Raw genomic sequence first — 18,323 nt, forward strand, 5'->3', positions numbered from 1 at the left:
TGTCGCCCGAACCACCCTTCGGCCCGCCGCCGATGTCCCGAAACGGGAAGGATCACGCTCCGGACGCGCCGTTCCGGGACGGCCCGTCCCTCCCGGATCGATCGCGGCGGACCGGCAGCGCCCGCCCTAACCCTTTGTCGAGAGACCTGCGATGTCGATGGTCGAGCGGATGCCTTCGAGGATCTTCGTCGGCACCGGACCGAGCAAGTCCGAGGTGACGCCCGAGCCGTGGTTCCTCGATCCGCGGGAGGTGCTGCGGGTGTTGCGCCCGCGCTGGCCGCTCGTGCTCGCCCCGGCCATCCTGCTGGTGGCGGCGGCCGCAGCCTGGCTCGTCCTCGTGCCTCCGCGCTACGCCGCCGTGACGCAGATCCTGATCGACCCGCGCGGCATCCAGGTCGTCAAGGACGGCGTGACGCCCTCCGATCAGGCGAGCGACGCGAGCCTGCTGCTCGTCGACAGCCAGATCCGCGTGCTGATCTCCGATGATGTCCTGCGGAAGGTCGTGGACCGGTTCGGCCTCGACCACGATCCCGAATTCGTGCAGCCCGGCTCCCTCCTCGACACGCTGAAGGGCCGTCTCTCCTCCCTGCTCGGCGCCTCCGGCGGCGGCGCGTCGGACGACAAGCTCACGGCCCTGCGCGTGCTGCGCGAGCGCGCCGGCGCCCGCCGCCTGGAGCGCAGCTTCGTGGTCGAACTCTCCGTCACCAGCGAGAGCCGCCAGAAGGCCGCCGACCTCTCCCAGGCCATCGCCGAGACCTACCTCGCCACCGTCTCCGAGGCCCAGGCGCAGATCACCCGGAAGGCCGGCGTGGCCCTCTCGGGTCGGCTGGGCGAATTGCAGGACAACCTGCGTCAGGCGGAGGACAAGGCGCAGCAGTTCCGCGCCGCCAACAACCTCGTCGGCACCCGCGGCCAGCTCGTCAGCGAGCAGGCGCTGACACAGCTCAACCAGCAGCTCGGCGCCGCGCGGGCCCGGGCCGGCGAACTGCGCGGACGCCTCGCCCAGATCGAGGCGCTGGCGAACGGCCGGGTCGATCTCAACGCGGTGACCGAGGTGGTGCAGTCGGCGACGATCGCGCAGCTCCGCTCGCAGCTCGCGCAGGTGGAAGCCGCCCGGGCCGACACGGTGGCCAATCTCGGCCCCCGCCACCCGACCCTGCGCACCAGCGAGCTTCAGGTGCAGAGCCTGCGCAGCCAGATCGAGGCCGAGATCCGGCGGATCGCGGCCGCCGCCCGCAACGACTACAAGTCGGCGCAGGCCAACGAGGCCTCGCTCGCCGCCACCCTGGAGAGCCGCAAGAAGGAGGCGCTCTCCGTCGACAAGAGCTTCGTGCGCCTGCGCGAGCTGGAGCGTCAGGTCGAGGCGAGCCGCGCCGTCTACGAATCCTTCCTGGTGCGCGCCCGCGAGCTTCAGGAGCAGCAGCGCCTCGACACCTCGTCCTCGCGCATCATCTCGCCCGCCTCGCTGCCGGCGCGCCGCCTCGGACCGCCGATTCCGGTGATCTTCGGCGCCGCCCTCGCGGCCGGGCTCGGCCTCGGCGTGATGCTCGCCCTGCTCGCGGTGCCGGCCGCCGGCCGGATCGGCTCGGCCCGTCGGCTCCAGCAGGCCGCGGGCCTGCCGGTGATCGCCGCCCTGCCCGAGCGGGCCAGAGGCAAGGGGGCTGCGGCCGTCGGCGGCGCGCTGCGCGCCGGGAGCGAGGCCGCGCACGACACCGCCTACGACGTGGCCGTGGCCCGCCTCGGCAGCCGCCTCCAGCGCGATTTCGGCTCCACCCGGCCGACCATCGTGCTCATCACCTCGGCCGACGACCGGGCCGGCAAGGCGGAGCTGGCGCGCAGCCTCGCCGCCTCGGCCACCCTGGACGGCCAGCGGGTGCTCCTCGTCGATGCCGACCCCGAAGCCCTTCTCTCGGGAGATCTGCGGGCGAAGGCCAAGCGCGGCGTCGCCGACGTGCTGCGAAGCCAGAGCGGCTTTGCCGACGCGCTGGTGGAAGGGGCCGGCGGCTACAAGGTGCTTCCCTTCGACGGCGCGGCCCTGCGCCTCGGCACCGCAGCCTATGCGGGCGCGATCCTGACGGCCGCCACCGCCTTCGACACGGTCTTCGTCGATATCGGCGTCATCGGCGCCGACATCGCCGCCGAGCGGCTCGCGCAGGACCACCGCTTCCCCGCGCTGCTGCTGACGGCGAGCGCGAGCCGCAGCAGCCTCGCGCAGGTGAAGCGCGCGCTCGACGCCATCGGGCGCGAGTCGCGGGTCCATCTCGTCATGACCGACGCCAAGGCCGAGGCGTGAGGTTCCGGCTCGCGCGGGCCGGGGCCGCGATCCTCGTCGGCCTGCTCGCCCTCGTCCCGACCCCGGATGTGCGTGCGGAACCATCCGTGCTGCTGCGGGTCGCCCCCACCGGGGCGATCGCGGGCGGCAAGGACCGCTTCGCGGACCTGCCGCAGGCGCTGGCCCGCGTCGCGGCCCTGCGGCGGCAGGGCGAGACCCGGCCCGTCGTGGTGGAACTGGAGCCCGGCACCCACCGGGTCGCGGCCGCCGTGCGGATCGGTCCCGAACATGCGGGTGCCGGTGCGGCGCTGACCCTGCGCGGGGCGCCGGACGGGACGAGCCGGCTCGTCGGCAGCGTGCCGCTCCCGCAGGTGACGCTGCCCGCGCCGCTGCGGGCGCGCCTGCCCGAGGCGGCCCGCGCGTCGGTGCGCGCCTACCGCCTGCCCGAGAGCCTGCGCCGGGAGCCCGCCTTCCGCGAACCGCGCCGCCTGCGCGACGCGGCCCCCCGGATCACCGAGATCTTCGATCGCCGCGGCGCCCTGCGGCCGGCGCAGTGGCCGAATTCCGGCTACGCCGCGACCGGCAAGGCCGAGCCGGGCCCTCGCCCGCTCTTCACGCTCAAGGACGGGTCCGCCCGCCTGCCGGACCCCAAGGTCGAGACGGAGCTGTGGGCGGAGGGCTTCTGGCGCTGGGACTGGCTCGAGGAGACGATTCCGCTCGCGGGCGTCGAGGCGCGCGGCCGCCGGTTCGAACTGGCGACGATGCCCTACGAGGGCATCCTGGCGGGCGCCCGGGTCCGGCTGGTCCACCTGCTCGGCGAGCTGGACGAGCCGGGCGAGTGGTGGCGCGACCGGGAGAGCGGGCTGCTGCTGGCCTGGCCCGCGGCCGACGCGCCCGAGCTGGAGGCCGGGCTCGCCGAGACGCTGATCCTCGCCGAGGACGCGCGGAACCTGCGCATCGAGCGGCTGCGGTTCGAGCGCGCCCGCGGCGACCTGATCGTCGTGCGCGGCGGGGCGGATGTCGAGATTCGGAGCAGCGAACTGGCCTGGGCGGCCGGGCGCGCCGCCGTGTTCGAGGGCGTGACCGGGGGCGGCGTCTCGGCCAGCACGATCCACGATATCGGCGCGGCCGGAATCCGCCTCGTCGGCGGCGACCGCGCCACGCTCCGGCGCGGCGATCTCTTCGTGCGCGATTGCCGCTTCACCCGCTTCGCCCGGCTGACCCGCACCCAGAACGCGGCGGTCGATCTCGACGGCGTCGGCGCGGAGGTCAGCGGCAACCTGTTCACCGATGCGATCGGCTACGCGGTGTATCTGCGCGGCAACGACCACGTCTTCCGCCGCAACGAGGTCGCGCGCCTCATCCACGGACTGAGCGATACCGGCGCGATCTATGCCGGGCGCGACTTCACCGCCCGGGGCTCGGTGATCGAGGACAACTACATCCACGACATCCGCCCGGCGCCGGGCATGGAGGTGAAGGGCGTCTATCTCGACGACATGGCGAGCGGCTTCACCATCCGGCGCAACCTGTTCGTCGGCGTGCAGCGCCCGGTCTTCATCGGTGGCGGCAACGACAACAGCGTCACCCGCAACGTCTTCGTCTCGTCGAGCCCGGCCATCCTCCTCGATTCCCGCGGCCTGACCTGGATGAAGCCGTCCCTCACCGAGGCGGATTCGGAGTTCCGTGCCGCCTTCGCCGCCGTCCCGCTCGATTCGGAGCCCTGGCGGATGCGCTATCCCCGGCTCGCCGAGGCGCTCTCCGACGAACCGGGGGTCGCGCGCAACAACCAGATCCTGGACAACCTCGTGATCGACGGCGAGACCCTCGAACTCTACGAGAAGGCCGATCCGGGCCGGCAGATCCTGCTGTTCAACACCCGTCTCGAAGGCCCGGCGCCCGAACCCGGCGACCTCGGCGCGCTCGTTCGCTTCGCCGCCGACCGAGGCGTGCCGCTCGGGCTCGACCCCGCCGCCCTGCGCCGCGACGGGCTGCCGGCCTCGCCCTTCACGCCCGCGCCGCGCTGAGGCAGCCCGTCCTCGCACGCGGAGCACTCGGCGAAGCCCCGCTCGCGGGGGCCGCTTTTTTTGCGAATTCGTTCGTTTCGACTGAAACTTCCCGGCGCCCAGCCTCCGTAGAGGCTCGCGACGCCCCCGGTGGGGCGCTTCGCAAGGGAGCCAACATGTCCAAGACGCTTCTGTCCAAGACGCCTCTGTCCAAGACGCTTGTTCGTTTCGCCGTCGGCCTCGGTCTCGCCGCCGCCGCGGGGCCCGCGCTCGCCAAGAACCCGATGGTGGGCGGCGCGCCGATGTATGCGAGCAAGACCATCGTCGAGAACGCGGTCAACTCGAAGGATCACACCACGCTGGTCGCCGCCGTGAAGGCTGCCGGCCTCGTGGACACCCTGTCGGGTCCCGGCCCCTTCACGGTGTTCGCGCCGACCGACGCCGCCTTCCGCAGGCTGCCGCCGGGCACCGTCGAGACCCTGGTGCAGCCGCAGAACAAGGCCCAGCTCACCGGCATCCTGACCTATCACGTGGTTCCGGGCGTCTACACGGCCAAGCAGCTCATGGCGGCGGTGCGGCAGGGCGGCGGCGAGGCCACGCTGAAGACCGTCCAGGGCGAGCCGCTCACGGTCACGACCAAGGGCAAGGCCGTCATGGTGACGGACACCAAGGGCAACACGGCCAAGGTGACGGTCGCCAACGTGATGCAGTCCAACGGCGTGATCCACGTCGTCAACGGCGTGCTGTTGCCGTAAGGCGCGGCGGGGCGGCCGGCGAGGCCGCCCCACGACGGGACAAGCCTTCTCCGGTGCCTTCTCGCCTCCTTCCGCTCCGCGGGAGGAGGCTTGTCCTGTCCGGAAGACCAACTCATCTCGTCTCCGGTCCATCGCCTCGGCCTTCGCCCCTCTCCGTCATCGCGAGCGTCAGCGAAGCGATCCAGAGCGCGACCTGTCCGGACAGGGCCGCGCCCTGGATTGCTTCGGCTCCGCCTCGCAAGGACGACGGACGAGATCGAAGCGATCAGGCGGAAACCGTCTCAGTCCCGGATCAGGCGGCCCGAATAGATCGCCGGCCCGGTCGGCTTGCCCTCGGGGGCGCCCCCCGGCGGCTCGACCGTGACCGCGAAGGTCGTGCTCACGGTCCCCGGGCGCAGGTCCGCCGGGATCGGCAGGCGCGCCGTCTCGGCGGAGACGAGGCCGAGGGATTGCGGGGCCGATCCGGCGTTGATGTACCAGAGTTCGAGGCTTCGATCGGGCGGGGTCTCCGCCGCGAGGCTGCGCACCTGGACGACGCCGGCCGTCAGGTCGACGCGGACGATGAGTGCGGGCAGGGCGCCGCCGCGATCCACGACGGCCAGGTATTGCGGCGGCGCGTCGGGGGAAGGCGGGCGGGCGACGGCGATCCAGAGGGCGAGCCCGGCCGCCAGCGCGGTCGCCGCGCCCGTGGCCATCCGCCAGCGGCCGATGCGCCGTTCGAGGCGGATGATCCTGTCGCTGCCGTCGTCCGCTCCGGCGGATGCCGGCGGCTCCGCGACCGAGCCGGAATCGCTCGCGGCAGCGATGGCGGCGTCGATCCCGGCCCAGAGGTCGGGCCGCGGGGTCACGGCCGGCATGGCCGCGGCGAGCGGCACGAGGCGCGCCTCCCAGGCCGCCACCGCCCGGCGCAGGTCGGCCTCCCGCTCCAGGGCGCGGGCGAAGGCCGCGCGCTCGTCCGGCGGCAGGGTGCCGAGAACGTACTCGCCCGCGGCTCCGTCGGGATCGTCGTGCCAGAAGGGCGGTGTGCCGGACTCGCTCATGGCGCCTCCAGGCAGGTGCGCAGGCTGAGCAGCCCCCGGCGCAGCCAGGTCTTGATCGTGTTGACGGGGCGATCGTAGCGCGCGGCGAGATCCTCGCGCGACCAGCCCTCGCAATAGGCGAGAACGAGGCAATGGCGCTGGGGCGGGTCGATCCGGTCGAGACAATGGTCGAGGGCATCGCGCCGGGCGAGATCCGCCTCGCCGTCCTTGGTGTCGGCCAGGCGCTCCAGCCAGCCGTCCTCGGTCTGCGTCAGGCGGGAGGCTCTGTCCTGGCGCAGGCGGTCGATCGCCCGGTGCCGCGCCACGGCGATCAGCCACGGGAGCGGCGCGCCGGTCCGCGGATCGTAGCTGCCGGCCCGCTGCCAGATCCGCACGAACACCTCCTGCAGCGCGTCTTCCGCCGCCGCTCGATCCTGCAGGATACGAAGAATGATCCCGAAAAGTTTCGGAGCGGTCGCCTCGTAGAGGGCGCGGAGCGCGGCCCGCTCGCCGCCGGCGACAGTCTCGATCAGCCGCGCAAGATCCTCTTCGCGCTGCGCGCTCCCCAAAGCACCGTCCCCCCGGTTCACGCGACCCTGTTCATGCGAACGGGCCTTTGCCGAACTCGTACCACGCTTCGATCAATCAAACCTGAACGATACGGGGCTCGCTCTCCTCGGCGCGCGGCGAGCGTCAGCTTCGGCCCTCGAGGAACGGGCGCAGCGCGTCGATATAAGCCTCGACCGCCGCCTCCGGCGTGTAGCGCGGCATCACCCGCTCGGCAGCCGCGCGCAGATCGCGGCGCTGCCCGGCATCGTCGAGGAGTGCCAGGGTCGCCTCGACCCAGGCCGCCACGTCCATCGGCCGCACCGCGCCGCAGCCGTGGGGAGCCAGCAGGCCGGTGGCGACGCCCGAATGGGGCGAAGCGAGCACCGGCGTCCCGCTCTGGAGCGCCTCCTGCACCACGATGCCCCAGACATCGCCGCGGCTCGGGAACAGGAACAGCCGGGCCGAGGCGTAGGTCTCGGCCAGGGCCTCCTGCCCCAGGAAGCCGTCGAAGCGGGCGGCGAGGCCGGCTTGCGCGAAGCGCGCCTCCATCTCGCCCCGCAGCGGCCCGTCGCCCGCGACCCGCACGGAGAGGGGCCGTCCGCGGGCGAGGCAGCCGAGCACTACCTCGGTGAAGAAGCGGGCGCCCTTCACCTCCTCGTTCAGCATGCCGCAGAACAGCAGGTCGTAGGGCCGCTCTGAATCCGGCGGGGGCGTCAAAGGGGGCGTCCAGGCCGGGAAGAGGGGGCTCAGGAAGAAGCGCTCGGGCGCGAGCCCGTAGCGCACGAGCAGGTCGCGGCTGCCTTCGCTCGGGCCGAGGCCGGCCGCCGCGCCGCCCACGATCACCCGGCGCAGGAGCCGGTGGGGCACCGAGCGCTGCCCCGGATCGGTCTCGACGATCCCGTCGGTGCGGATCAGGGTGGGGATGCGCCGCAGCCGCGCGGCGCCCGCCGCCATCAGCATGGTCGGCGAGAAGTCGTTGAGGACGAGCGCGGCCGGAGCGAGCGCGGCGAGGCGCGGCACCACCGCCGGATTGAGGTAGAGGTTGCGGATCGAGGAGCGGTGCCAGCGCAGGCCCGGCAGCACCGCGTGCCGGTAGCCGAGCGGCGGGGCCAGCACCCATTGCCGGGCGCTCTCGCGGGGCGTGCAGGAGAGGACGTGCAGGCGCCGGCCGAAGCCCTCGGCCAATCGCGCGCCGAGGCGCTCGTAGAGGACGTGGGTATAGGGCGCCAGCGCGCCCGTCACGACGACGACCGGACGCCTTCCGCCGCCGTCGAACTCCTGCCCTGGGAGCGTCTCGCCACCCTGCATCGCCTGCCGCCTCCCGCCATGCGCGGGCGAGGCCGGCGCTCCCGTACCAAGCTGCGCGAGACAGGCGCATCGCTCCTGTCCCGCGCGTCCGGCGGAGGACCGCCGCCCCGCAGCCGCGGGGGCCATCGACGATGCATCCTCATCATCGTCGATGCGTGTCTGGTATCGGAGCGGATATCAGGGATGCGTATCCAAGCCGTTGCGCCGCATCCCCCGCCCCAGGCGGGCGCGGCCGATCAGGGCGTCGAGATCCGTGATCGGCCAGGACGGCTCGAGCACGTGGCGGGGCAGAAGGGGAAAGTCCGCCGGGCCCCGGGCATGGTCGCGCCGGGTGGTGAAGAAGGTCCGGTAGCCGGCCTCCAGGGCGAGTGCCGGATCCCGGTCGGGCTGGAAATCCGGGCCGGCCGCCCCCCAGGGGCAGGCGAAGTGGCGGATCTCCCGGCCGGTGAGCGCGGAGAGGTCGCGCCGCGAGCGGGCGAGCTCGTCCGCGACCCGCTCGCGGGGGAGGCGGCTCAGCCGCGGATGCGTGGCGGTGTGGGAGCCGACATCGAGGCCGTCGGCGCACCAGGCCGCGATCTCGGCGCGGGTCATGTAGAGCCGCTCCTGCGGCGGGACCTGGCCTTCGAGGCCCGGAGGATAGTTCGGCGGCGCGTCGATCCAGTCGCTGATCAGGAAGACGATGCCCGGCACGCCCAGCGCCTTGAGCACCGGCCGCGCGACCTCGAAGGTGTTGGTGTAGCCATCGTCGAAAGTGACGAGGAAGGCGCGCTCGCCCGCCGGCCAGCCCGCGGCGAGACGGTCGGTGGCGGTGTCCACGTCGATGAAATCGCCATAACGGCCGAGATGGCGCAGTTGAGCGGCGAGCTGATCTTGTTCGTTCCGCGCCACTTGGTGGTAGCACAAGGTGTAGAGACCGGGCTCGGCGTTGGCGACGGACCTGAGCAAGGCGGCGCTCCGCAACGCAAGCTTGCGCAGTTGGGGCGTGTCGCGCAATGCCGTCTTGACCCAGTGGTACATCATCACCTCACCGACCGCTCACCGTGTATCCGATCGCGCGCGGCGATGAAATCTGGATTATCCAGGCTCCTCGAACGTGCTCCCCTTTCGTGTAAGCTTGGACGATGATTTCGGGCCCCGGCCATACCCTGGCCTACCCCTTGCGGTCGAAGGAGGGGCGGGGCAACGACTGTCCCGCGCCGGGACAGCCGGCAGGGACGAGGGTGTTCAGGGTGGTTCATCTCACGGTCGCCGACCTCACGGACGATCCCGATTGGGACGCGTCGGTCTGGCGGCAGACGGGAGCCAACATCTACGCTTCGCGGCGTTGGGGCGACTACAAGAGCCGCGTCGGCTGGGACGTGAGGCGCATCGCCATCCGTGCCCGCGACGGGCAGGCCCTCGCCTATGCGCAGTACCAGCGCCGCCGCCGCGGCCTCGGGCACTTCGTCCTGGCGCAGGGCTGCCCGGTCCTGACGCGGCTCGGGGCCGGGCGGGCGGAGGCGGTGTTCGGCGCCTTCCTCAGGCATCTCGATCTCGGCCGCTTCGACCTGCTCGGCGTGAACTACCAGCAGTTCCAGACCAAGCCCGCGGTGCTGGCCCTGCTCGGCCACGGCTTCGCCCCGGTCGTCACCGTGCGCACGCATACGCTGGAACTCGACCTCACCCGCGAGGCCGCGCAGATCCGCGCGAGCATGGAGGGGCGCTGGCGCGAAGTGCTGCGCGACGCCGAGCGCAACCCGGATCTCGAGGCCGCCTTCCTCACCGAGCCGGCCGCGCGGCTGGCCGCCTTCGACACCTTCAGCCGCTTCTACGGCGAGCTGAAGCGGCGCAACGGCTTCGACAACAGCCTCGAGCCGGAGGCCTTCCGCGATCTGGCCGCCTCCGACCCGAACCTGCTCTTCCTGGAGATGCGGGAGAAGGGTGCGCCGATCCTCGTGCGGATCATCCACCGGACGGCCGAGCGCTGGACGGATTTCTACGTCGCCTCGAACGGGCGCGCCCGGGCCACCGGGGCCGGCCGCCTCGCCCTCTGGCGCCTGATCGAGCGGGCCAAGGCGGAGGGGTGCCGCATCCTCGACCTCGGCGGCATCGATCCGGGCGGCAATCCCGGCGTCTACGAATTCAAGCGGGGCGTCAGCCGCGACGTCGTCCCGGCCGACCCGCTCTGGCTGTTCAGCCGGACCCGTCTGATGCGAGACGCCGCGACAGCCTTCCTGGCCTCGCGCTGATTCAGGATGCCCCGATGACCGTCCTGTCCTCTGCCTCGCTTCTGCCCGGACGCCTGCTCCAGCTCGTCCGCCGGCCGCCGGCGGCGCTGGTCTCCCTCGCCGACCAGGGCGTGGTCAGCGGCTTCGGCTTCGTCAGCGGCATCGTGGCCGCCCGCCTGCTCGGCATCGTCGAGTTCGGGCATTTCGCGATGATCATCATCGTGCTCACCTTTGCCCAGTCGCTGCACAACGCGCTCATCACCGCCCCGATGATGACGCTGGTGGGCGCGCGCAGCGGCGTCTCGAAGGCCTACGGCGCCACCATCCTGGCCGGCGCCTTCCTGCTCTCGGCGCCGGGCGCGGCCTTCGTGATGGCGGCCCTCCTGATCGGCGGGATGGGGCCCGAGACCCTGCTGGCCGCCTGCGCCCTGATGCTGGCGCAGAACCTCCAGTTCACCCTGCGCCGCCTGCTCTTCGCCGCGGGCAAGGGCGTGCAGGCCCTGTTCATGGATTTTGCCCGCGCGGCGAGCTTCCCCCTCGTCGCCGTGCTGATCTGGCTGGAGCACGACGTGATCGGCGGCAACGGCTACGTCTGGCTGCTCGCCGCGACCTCGTTCGTCACCAGCCTGCCCTTCGTCATCGCGGTCGGCCGGCCGATCCTGAGGCGGCCCCGCAGCCTGCGGCTCGGCGCGGTCACCCGGCGCCACATCCCGCTCGGGCGCTGGCTCCTGCCGATCGTGTTCGTCACCTTCGTGCAGGAGCAGCTGATCTGGCTCGTGGCGGGCTCGGTGCTGGGCCTCGAAGCGCTCGGCGGCCTGCGGGCGGCGCAATATCTCGTCGGGCTCGTGCTGCTGCTGCTCGCGGCCACCGAGAACGTCCTGCCCGTCGCCGCCTCGCGCGCCTACGCGGAGGGCGGCGAGCCGGCGTTGCGCCACTACATGCTGCGGACCGGGGTGAAGCTCGGCATTCCCGTCGTGTCGATCCTGGTCGTGCTCGCCGGTCCCGGCGAATTGTGGCTGGGGCTGATCTTCGGGCCGGAATACGCGGCCTACGCCAACTGCCTGCGGGTGCTCGCGGTGGGCGTCGTGGTGGTGATGGTGCGCGATCTCGCCTCCAACTACTTCCGGGCCAAGCGGAACACCCGGGTGATCTTCGAATCCCTCTTCGTGAGCATGCTCGTCTCGCTCGCCGTCGTGATCCCGCTGATGCGCAACGGAGGCGTCAGCGGCGCGGCGGCGGCGGTGATCGCCGGGCACACCGCCTCCCTGATCTACCTCCTGGTGGCGGGGTGGCGGCAGTCGCGCCCGGCCCGGTCCCGGACGGCCCCGGCGCCGACCTGACGCGCGACGCGCCCGCCGGGCTCAGGCACCGACGGGGTAGGGACCCTCGTAGACGAAGCGCCGGCCTTCGGGCGGCCGGCCCGTCAGCCGCTCCAGCCCCCGGACCATGTCGCGGCTGCCGGCCTGCCAGCGGTCGCGGATGGAGGAGGGCGAGAAGTCGAAGCTCTTGGCCGCGAGCTGGTCGGCGCCGGCCTGGTGGACGAGGTGCAGGAGCGTGACGCTCGGACCCGCGGGGTCGATCCGCTCCCGCAGGGCGTAGGTGCGGGCGAGCCCGGTGATCGCGCGCCGGGCCGCGCTGGCGAAGATGAGGTCGTTGGCCCGCTCCAGCACCGCGTCCAGGGAGCCGGGCGGATCGGCCTGCAGGCTGAACAGGTCGAGGGCGATGCAGAGCAGGTCGCGCGCGGGCTCGGTCTCGAACAGCGGGTCGAGGGGCAGGTTGTTGGTGTAGCCGATATCGCAGAGCAGCCGGCCGTCCACCTCGACCGGCGGGAAGGCGGGAAGGATCGCGGCGCTCGCCAGGATGTGCTCGGGCCGGATCGTGCCGCGGTGGTTGTCGAAATAGACCTCCTCGCCCGTCGCCACGTCCACGCAGGCGACCGTGAGGCGCGTCTCGCCCCGGTTCAGCCGCTCGAAATCGACGAGCCGGCCGATCGTCCCGAGCAGGGGCGCGTGATCGAACAGGGCGACGTCGTTGGGCACCCAGGGCAGGGCCGACCACAGCCCCGGCAGCCGGTGCCGGAAGATGCTGGGCCGTCCCCAGGCGAGCGCCAGCAGGGCATGCATGGCATTGTAGACCTGGCGCGGCTTCAGGAGATCGGTCCCGGGCAGGCCGGTCTGCTGGGTCGCCTCCTCCCAGAAGGCGCGCAGCCGGGGCACCCGGTCCTCCGGCGCGTTGCCGGCGATGATGGCGCCCATGATGGCGCCCATCGAGGCACCGACCACCCAGCCGGGCCGGATGCCGCGGTCCTGGAGGATCTCGAAGGCCCCCGCATGGTAGGCGCCGAGCGCGTTGCCGCCGCCGAGCACCAGGGCGATGTCGCGGGTGGGTGAAGCTGTGTCCATCGGTGGGGTCGGTCTTTCCTCGGTGAGCGGGATCGCGGGGGAAACACGGCCGGCCTCAGGCCGCGGCGGCGCCATCAGGCAGGCGCAGGCCGGGCTCGATCTCCGCCGAGCCCGAGGCGGCATCGATCCCGTTCCAGATCTCGCGCATCGGCAGGTCCCGTCCTGGCTTCCGGCCGTCCCAGGGTCCGGGGCGCCGGCACAAGTCCGGTAGACGCGTTCGGCCGATCCCGCGCCCCCTCCGCGCCCCCCTCCGCACCCCTTGGCGGCTCCGGGGCAAACCCGAGAGCGGCGCGAAGGGTTCGGCCCGATTCCTCAGCGGAAATTCCGTGCCCGCACCGGCAGCGTCCCCCCGCGGGGATCGGGCCTGACGCTCTGGCCGGTCTCGTCGCCGCGCCCGGTGCGCAGGACGAGGCCATCCTCCTCCTCGCCGATCCGCCGCAGCAGGCCGGAGCGGTCGAACAGCTCTTGCGCCACGAGGTGGATCACCGCGCCCACCCGCTGCACCCGTCCGCGGCAGGCCATCAGCCGGGCGCCGAGCACGACCCGGCGCTGGCGCTCGAACAGCTCGGGCCGGACGATCAGGTTGGCGATGCCGGTCTCGTCCTCCAGGGTCATGAACATCGTGCCCTTGGCCGAGCCCGGCCGCTGGCGCATCAGCACGATCCCGGCCACCACGATCCCCGCCCCGTTGCCGGCCCGCTCCAGCGCCGCGCAGGGCCGCGCGCCCAGAGCCGCCAGCGTCCCGCGCAGGAAGGCGAGGGGATGAGCGCGCAGGCTGAGCCCCTTGGCGCAGTAATCGGCCACCACCTCGCCGCCCGCGCTCATCGGCGGCAGGGTCACGGCCGGCTCGGCCGCCATCGGCGCGGACGGCTCCGACAGGGCGGCGAAGAGGGGCAGGGGATCGGGCCGCAGGGCCTTGACCGCCCAGGCGGCCTCGCGTCGGTTGAGGCCGAGCGAGCGGAAGGCGTCGGCCCGCACGAGGCAGGTGAGGCTTGCCGCCGGGAGGCCGGCCCGGTCCGCCAGTTCGGGCAGGGAGGCGAAGGGGCGCCCGCCGCGCGCCGCCGCGAGACGCCGCCCGTCCCGCTCGGGCAGGCCGTTGGCGAGACGCAGGCCCAGGCGCACGGCGAACAGCGTCCGGCCGGCGCCGAGCGCTTCGAGGGTGCAGTCCCAATCGGAAAAATTCACGTCGAGCGGGCGGATCTCGACGCCGTGGGCGCGGGCGTCGCGCACGATCTGCGCGGGCGCGTAGAAGCCCATCGGCTGCGCGTTCAGCAGCGCGGCGCAGAACACATCCGGATGGTGGCACTTCATCCACGACGAGGCGTAGGCCAGGAGCGCGAAGGAGGCGGCGTGGCTCTCGGGAAAGCCGTAGGAGCCGAAGCCTTCGAGCTGCTTGAAGGTGCGCTCGGCGAAGTCGCGAGCGTAGCCGTTGGCGACCATGCCCTCGACGAGGCGGCTCTGGAAGCGGTGGACGCCGCCGGTGAACTTGAAGGTTGCCATGGAGCGGCGCAGCTCGTCGGCCTCGGTCGCCGAGAAGCCGGCGCCGACCATCGCCACCTGCATCGCCTGCTCCTGGAACAGCGGCACGCCCAGCGTCTTCTCCAGCACCTTCTTCAGCTCGGGCGTCGGGTAGGTCACCTCTTCGAGACCTTCGCGGCGGCGCAGATAGGGGTGGACCATGTCGCCCTGGATCGGACCGGGGCGCACGATCGCCACCTCGATGACGAGGTCGTAGAACTTGTCCGGCTTCATCCGCGGCAGCATCGCCATCTGCGCGCGGCTCTCGATCTGGAACACGCCCAGCGTGTCGGCGCGCCGGATCATCGCGTAGGTCGGCCCGTCATCCTGCGGGATCGAGGCGAGGTCGTGCGGGTCGTTCTTGACCTCGGCCAACAGGTCGAAGGCGCGGCGCAGGCAGCCCAGCATGCCGAGCCCCAGCACGTCGACCTTCATGAACTTGAGGGCGTCGATGTCGTCCTTGTCCCACTCGATGACCTGACGGTCGGCCATCGCGGCCGGCTCGACCGGGACCAGCTCGTCGAGCCGGTCCAGCGTCAGCACGAAGCCGCCGGGATGCTGCGAGAGGTGGCGCGGCGTGCCGATCAGCTCGCGGGCGATCTCCAGCGTCAGGCGCAGGCGCCGGTCGTCGGGATTGAGGTTGAGTTCGCGCAATTCGCGCTCGCCGACGCCCTCGCTGCTCCAGGACCAGGTCATGCGGTTGAGGGCGCCGGTCACGTCCTCGGGCAGGCCCATCACCTTGCCGACCTCGCGCAGGGCGCCCCGCGAGCGGAAGCGGCTGACGATGGCGGTGAGCGCCGAGCGGTGGCGGCCGTAGGTCGAGAAGATCCACTGGATCACCTCCTCGCGGCGCTCGTGCTCGAAATCGACGTCGATGTCGGGCGGCTCGCGGCGCGCCTCCGAGACGAAGCGCTCGAACAGCAGGTTCTGCTGCGTCGGATCGATCGAGGTGATGCCGAGACAGAAGCAGACCGCGGAATTGGCCGCCGAGCCGCGCCCCTGGCACAGGATCTTTTGGCGATTGGCGAAGGCGACGATGGATTCGACCGTGAGGAAGTAGGGGGCGTAGGCCAGCCGCCCGATCAGGTCGAGTTCGTGGCGCAACTGCCGCGTCACATCCTCCGGCACGCCGGCCGGATAGCGCCGTTTCGCGCCGGCCCAGGTCAGGACGTCCAGGCGCTCCTGCGGTGAGAGCCCGTCCTCGCGGGTCTCCGTCGGATAGGTGTAGGCGAGGTCGTCCAGCGAGAAGCGGCAGGCCGCCGCGATCTCGCCCGCCCGCGCCAGCGCCTCGGGAAAGCGCGCGAACAGGCGCGCGGTCTCCTCAGGGGGTTTGAGGAAACGGTCGGCGTGGCGCTCCCGGGCAAAGCCCGCCCGGTCGATGGTGAGCCCGAGCCGGATGCAGGTCACCACGTCCTGCAGGCGGCGGCGCCCCGCGACATGGTAGAGGATGTCGCCCGTGGCGACGGTGGGCACCCGCGCGGCGCGGGCGGCGGCGGCCAAGGCGTCGAGCCGGTCGGCGTCATCGGGCCGGAAGCGGCGGGTCAGGGCGCAGGATGCGCGGGCGCCGAATCTTCTTTTGAATTGCAGGAGGTTTTCGGCCAGCGACGGCCCGGCCGTATCGGGGAGCAGAACCGCAAAAAGCCCCTCCTGCCCCTCCTCGAGATCGCGCCAAGTCAGGCGGCAGCGGCCCTTGCCGCCCCTGGTCTTGCCGAGGCTGAGCAGGCGGCAGAGCCGGCCGTAGGCGGCCCGGTCGGTCGGGTAGACGAGCACCGGCAAAAAATCATCGAGGTCGAGCCGGCAGCCGACGACGAGGCGCACGCCCGTGACCTTGGCCGCCTGATGCGCGCGCACCATCCCCGCGAGCGAGCCGTGATCGGTGACCCCGAGCGCCGGGATGCCGAGCAGGCTTGCTGCGGAAAAAAGCTCCTCCGGGCTCGAGGCGCCGCGCAGGAAGGAGAAGTGGGTCGTGACCTGAAGCTCCGGCGTGCTCACGCCTCGCCGAGCCCGTGCAGCCACCAGCGGCCGTTGGCCTGCATCGGTCCGTCGCGGAACAGCCAGAAGCGCTCGCCCGCCTCCGTCTCGACCCGGTAATAGTCGCGCGTCAGGTCGGCCTCCGCATCCGCGACCCACCACTCGCCGAGGATGCGCTCCGGTCCGTCGGCCCGGGCGATCCGATGGTGGGTGTTGCGCCAGACGAAGAAGAGCGGCGGGGCGTCGGGGATCTCGGCCATCGCCGTGACCGGCTCGGGGGGTGCCAGGAGGCGGGCCGGGCGCGGCAGGTCGGCGGGCCAGATCGCGCCGAGGGGAGCGGCGAGCGCCGGCACGCGGCGCACCGCCCGCTCGGGCAGGTCGCTCTCCACGGGTGCCAGCCGGTAGACGCGGGCGGCGCCGAGGCGCACCAGCAGGGTATCGACCAGGGCGGCGAGGTCGGGCGCCTGCGGGCCGGCGGCGAGATGCGTGTCCTGCCGCTCGGCTAGGGGTTCGACGCGGGAAGCCGACAAGACCGCCTCCTCGATGCCAAATCCGGGATCGACGAGCGGAAGGCGCTCGCCGAGCAGCCGGGCGAGGTGGGCGGCGTCGCGGCTCGGCCCCGCCGTGCCGATCCGGATCGCCTGATCGAGACGGTCCACGCGGGCGAAGACGAGATCGAGGCGTCGTGCCCCGAGCCCGCGCCGCTCCAGTTCCGGCACGAGCCGGGCGCAGAGGTCGGCCACGATCCGCTCCAGGCTCTCGCGGGCGCCGACCGGCTCGGCGAAGCGCAGGGCCACGCGCGGCGTCTCGGGGGCGGCGATCGCCGTCAGCGGCTCCGGCTCTCGGCCCAGCGCCCGGTCGAGGCGGAACAGCAACTCGGCGCCGAAGCGCAGCCTGAGCGACGCCCGCGGCTTGTCGAGGAGGTGGCCCACGCGGGTGATGCCGACATCCTGCAACGCCCGCACCGCCTCGAAATCGAGCCGCAGGGCCGCCACCGGCAGCCCCGTGATCGCTTGCCCCGCCCCGCCCCGGGGCACGATCCCGCCCTCGCCGAAGCGGGCCACACCCCAGGCGCAGCCCGGCGCGTCGGCGAGCGCCAGCCGCGCCAGGATCCCCGACCGCTCCAGGCGCGCGGACAGATCGGCGAGGAGGGGCGCCTCGCCGCCGTGGAGATGGGCGGCGCCGGTGATGTCGATCATCAGGCCGTCGGGCGGGTCGAGGGCGACGATCGGCGCGTAGCGCTGGCACCACAGGCCGAGCCGCGCCAGGGCCGCCGCGTCGGCGGCCGCGTCGGCAGGCACGAGGTGAAGCCCGGGAACCAGCGCCCCGGCATGGGCCGCGCTCATGCCCGGATGCAGGCCGAGGCGGCGGGCGGCGGCGTCCACGCCGGCGAGCCCGCGCCGGGCACCGTCCTGCGCCACGGTGGCGAGGGGCTCATCCGGCGGCGCGGCGCTGGACCCGCTCCGGCGCAGCCGGTCGGTCGGCCAGGACGGCAGGTACAGCGAGACGACCCTGCGCATCGCAAGCCTCCACGATCCAAGCCCCCGGCGCCCCACCGCGGCAGCGCTGCAAGTCGAGCCGCCAGCGCGGCCGGCCCATTCGACGGTTCGTTCCCTCCGAGGGCGCGGGCGCCACCCGCCATCGGGTTCGCGCGGCGGAGGGCTCCGGCTCGGCCGCCTCGCCCGCGCAGAGGCGGTGCACCACCAGCGCGGTGACGCCCGAGCCCTCCGCCGCGAGTTGGAGCCGGCGCGAGGGCGTGAGCGCCATGCGGGTGAGTTCGCCGACGACGCCGGCGAGCCCGCGATGGCGCAGGCCCTCCTCCATGGCCGGCAGCACCTCCGCGTCGCGCCAAGTCTCGCAATAGACCACCCGGTCGGGATGGAGCCCGACCCGGGCCAGCGCGGGCGCGAACAGGTCGCGGCTGTGCAGGCACCACAGCACCGGCCCGTCGAGCCGGGCGAGGATGCCGCCGGCAAACAGCACCGCGGCGGCGGCGTAGCGCCCGCGCGGGCCGCCCTCGTGGATCTGATGGAGCGCCCCGAGCGCCAGCCCGCCCCCGGGCAGGGCCGCATCGAGCCCCGAAACGCCGAAGGGCAGGGCGCGGGGATCGGGCGCCGCGCGGCCGCCCCCGGCGCGGTCCGTCAGCCGGCGAAGCTCGGCCAGCGTCGGCGCGTGAGAGGAGCGGGGAGGGGGCATGGGCGCGGGTTCAAAGGGGTTCAGGGGAGCGTCATTCAGAACAAACAGAGAACACACCTGAGCCGTAACCCGTCAACCGCTCCTTCGTTGCGATCCCTGTTGAAAATGCGGATTTTATTC

At 72.8% G+C, this 18,323-nt stretch carries 13 protein-coding genes; 5 read left to right on the forward strand and 8 right to left on the reverse strand.

Annotated elements, in window-relative coordinates; genetic code table 11:
• The first annotated feature begins 169 nt into the window (after positions 1–169).
• The 3 genes from ACPCJR_RS09655 to ACPCJR_RS09665 all read left to right on the forward strand — a co-directional run bounded on the left by ACPCJR_RS09655 (position 170) and on the right by ACPCJR_RS09665 (position 5,033).
• Positions 170–2,293: a GumC family protein gene (locus tag ACPCJR_RS09655; RefSeq protein WP_391511950.1), complete on the forward strand. Its 2,124-nt coding sequence runs from the start codon at positions 170–172 to the stop codon at positions 2,291–2,293.
• A complete protein-coding gene (locus tag ACPCJR_RS09660; protein ID WP_391511951.1) occupies positions 2,290–4,299 on the forward strand; it encodes a right-handed parallel beta-helix repeat-containing protein in 2,010 nt (669 codons plus the stop codon). The genes ACPCJR_RS09655 and ACPCJR_RS09660 overlap by 4 nt, the downstream gene beginning before the upstream one ends.
• A 155-nt stretch (positions 4,300–4,454) precedes the next feature.
• A complete protein-coding gene (locus tag ACPCJR_RS09665) occupies positions 4,455–5,033 on the forward strand; it encodes a fasciclin domain-containing protein (RefSeq protein ID WP_391511952.1) in 579 nt (192 codons plus the stop codon).
• 281 nt (positions 5,034–5,314) lie between these two features.
• Here the strand turns inward: ACPCJR_RS09665 and ACPCJR_RS09670 are convergent, their stop codons facing one another.
• The 4 genes from ACPCJR_RS09670 to ACPCJR_RS09685 all read right to left on the reverse strand — a co-directional run bounded on the left by ACPCJR_RS09670 (position 5,315) and on the right by ACPCJR_RS09685 (position 8,854).
• A complete protein-coding gene (locus ACPCJR_RS09670; protein ID WP_391511953.1) occupies positions 5,315–6,073 on the reverse strand; it encodes an anti-sigma factor in 759 nt (252 codons plus the stop codon).
• Positions 6,070–6,642: a sigma-70 family RNA polymerase sigma factor gene (locus ACPCJR_RS09675; protein ID WP_391511954.1), complete on the reverse strand. Its 573-nt coding sequence runs from the start codon at positions 6,640–6,642 to the stop codon at positions 6,070–6,072. The genes ACPCJR_RS09670 and ACPCJR_RS09675 overlap by 4 nt, the downstream gene beginning before the upstream one ends.
• Positions 6,643–6,745: 103 nt before the next feature.
• The gene (locus ACPCJR_RS09680) at positions 6,746–7,909 is read right to left on the reverse strand and encodes a glycosyltransferase family 4 protein (RefSeq protein WP_391511955.1); all 1,164 of its coding nucleotides are present in this window, start codon (positions 7,907–7,909) and stop codon (positions 6,746–6,748) included.
• A gap of 177 nt (positions 7,910–8,086) precedes the next feature.
• Positions 8,087–8,854 (reverse strand): polysaccharide deacetylase family protein, encoded by a 768-nt coding sequence (locus tag ACPCJR_RS09685; RefSeq protein ID WP_391511956.1) that lies wholly within the window; start codon positions 8,852–8,854, stop codon positions 8,087–8,089.
• Between the two features lie 284 nt (positions 8,855–9,138).
• Here ACPCJR_RS09685 and ACPCJR_RS09690 point away from each other — a divergent pair, with 284 nt between their 5' ends.
• Both ACPCJR_RS09690 and ACPCJR_RS09695 read left to right on the forward strand, forming a co-directional pair.
• Positions 9,139–10,137 (forward strand): lipid II:glycine glycyltransferase FemX, encoded by a 999-nt coding sequence (locus tag ACPCJR_RS09690; protein ID WP_391511957.1) that lies wholly within the window; start codon positions 9,139–9,141, stop codon positions 10,135–10,137.
• Positions 10,138–10,151: 14 nt separating this feature from the next.
• On the forward strand, positions 10,152–11,456 hold the full coding sequence (locus ACPCJR_RS09695; protein WP_391511958.1) for a lipopolysaccharide biosynthesis protein: 1,305 nt from the start codon (positions 10,152–10,154) through the stop codon (positions 11,454–11,456).
• Between the two features lie 21 nt (positions 11,457–11,477).
• Here the strand turns inward: ACPCJR_RS09695 and ACPCJR_RS09700 are convergent, their stop codons facing one another.
• From ACPCJR_RS09700 to ACPCJR_RS09715, 4 genes are all read right to left on the reverse strand, one after another.
• Entirely contained in the window at positions 11,478–12,518 is a 1,041-nt protein-coding gene (locus tag ACPCJR_RS09700) for a patatin-like phospholipase family protein (RefSeq protein ID WP_391511959.1), read from the reverse strand.
• Positions 12,519–12,830: 312 nt separating this feature from the next.
• Positions 12,831–16,028, reverse strand: coding sequence for an error-prone DNA polymerase (locus tag ACPCJR_RS09705; RefSeq protein ID WP_391511960.1), 3,198 nt, complete (start codon positions 16,026–16,028; stop codon positions 12,831–12,833).
• Entirely contained in the window at positions 16,025–17,527 is a 1,503-nt protein-coding gene (locus ACPCJR_RS09710) for a DUF6504 family protein (protein WP_391511961.1), read from the reverse strand. The genes ACPCJR_RS09705 and ACPCJR_RS09710 overlap by 4 nt, the downstream gene beginning before the upstream one ends.
• Positions 17,442–18,203, reverse strand: a complete 762-nt coding sequence (locus ACPCJR_RS09715; protein WP_391511962.1) for an ImuA family protein — start codon at positions 18,201–18,203, stop codon at positions 17,442–17,444. The genes ACPCJR_RS09710 and ACPCJR_RS09715 overlap by 86 nt, the downstream gene beginning before the upstream one ends.
• Positions 18,204–18,323 lie beyond the last annotated feature (120 nt).

This window comes from Methylobacterium sp. NPDC097929 (assembly GCF_049543375.1).
Taxonomy (GTDB): Bacteria; Pseudomonadota; Alphaproteobacteria; order Rhizobiales; family Beijerinckiaceae; genus Methylobacterium.

What these genes read in the sequence shown, in the direction of transcription:
- ACPCJR_RS09655 (WP_391511950.1), top strand. Translation starts at nt 170, where the DNA reads ATGCCTTCGAGGATCTTCGTCGGCACCGGACCGAGCAAGTCCGAGGTG.
- ACPCJR_RS09665 (WP_391511952.1), top strand. Translation starts at nt 4,455, where the DNA reads ATGTCCAAGACGCTTCTGTCCAAGACGCCTCTGTCCAAGACGCTTGTT.
- ACPCJR_RS09670 (WP_391511953.1), bottom strand. Translation starts at nt 6,073, where the DNA reads ATGAGCGAGTCCGGCACACCGCCCTTCTGGCACGACGATCCCGACGGA.
- ACPCJR_RS09680 (WP_391511955.1), bottom strand. Translation starts at nt 7,909, where the DNA reads ATGCAGGGTGGCGAGACGCTCCCAGGGCAGGAGTTCGACGGCGGCGGA.
- ACPCJR_RS09695 (WP_391511958.1), top strand. Translation starts at nt 10,152, where the DNA reads ATGACCGTCCTGTCCTCTGCCTCGCTTCTGCCCGGACGCCTGCTCCAG.
- ACPCJR_RS09700 (WP_391511959.1), bottom strand. Translation starts at nt 12,518, where the DNA reads ATGGACACAGCTTCACCCACCCGCGACATCGCCCTGGTGCTCGGCGGC.
- ACPCJR_RS09710 (WP_391511961.1), bottom strand. Translation starts at nt 17,527, where the DNA reads ATGCGCAGGGTCGTCTCGCTGTACCTGCCGTCCTGGCCGACCGACCGG.
- ACPCJR_RS09715 (WP_391511962.1), bottom strand. Translation starts at nt 18,203, where the DNA reads ATGCCCCCTCCCCGCTCCTCTCACGCGCCGACGCTGGCCGAGCTTCGC.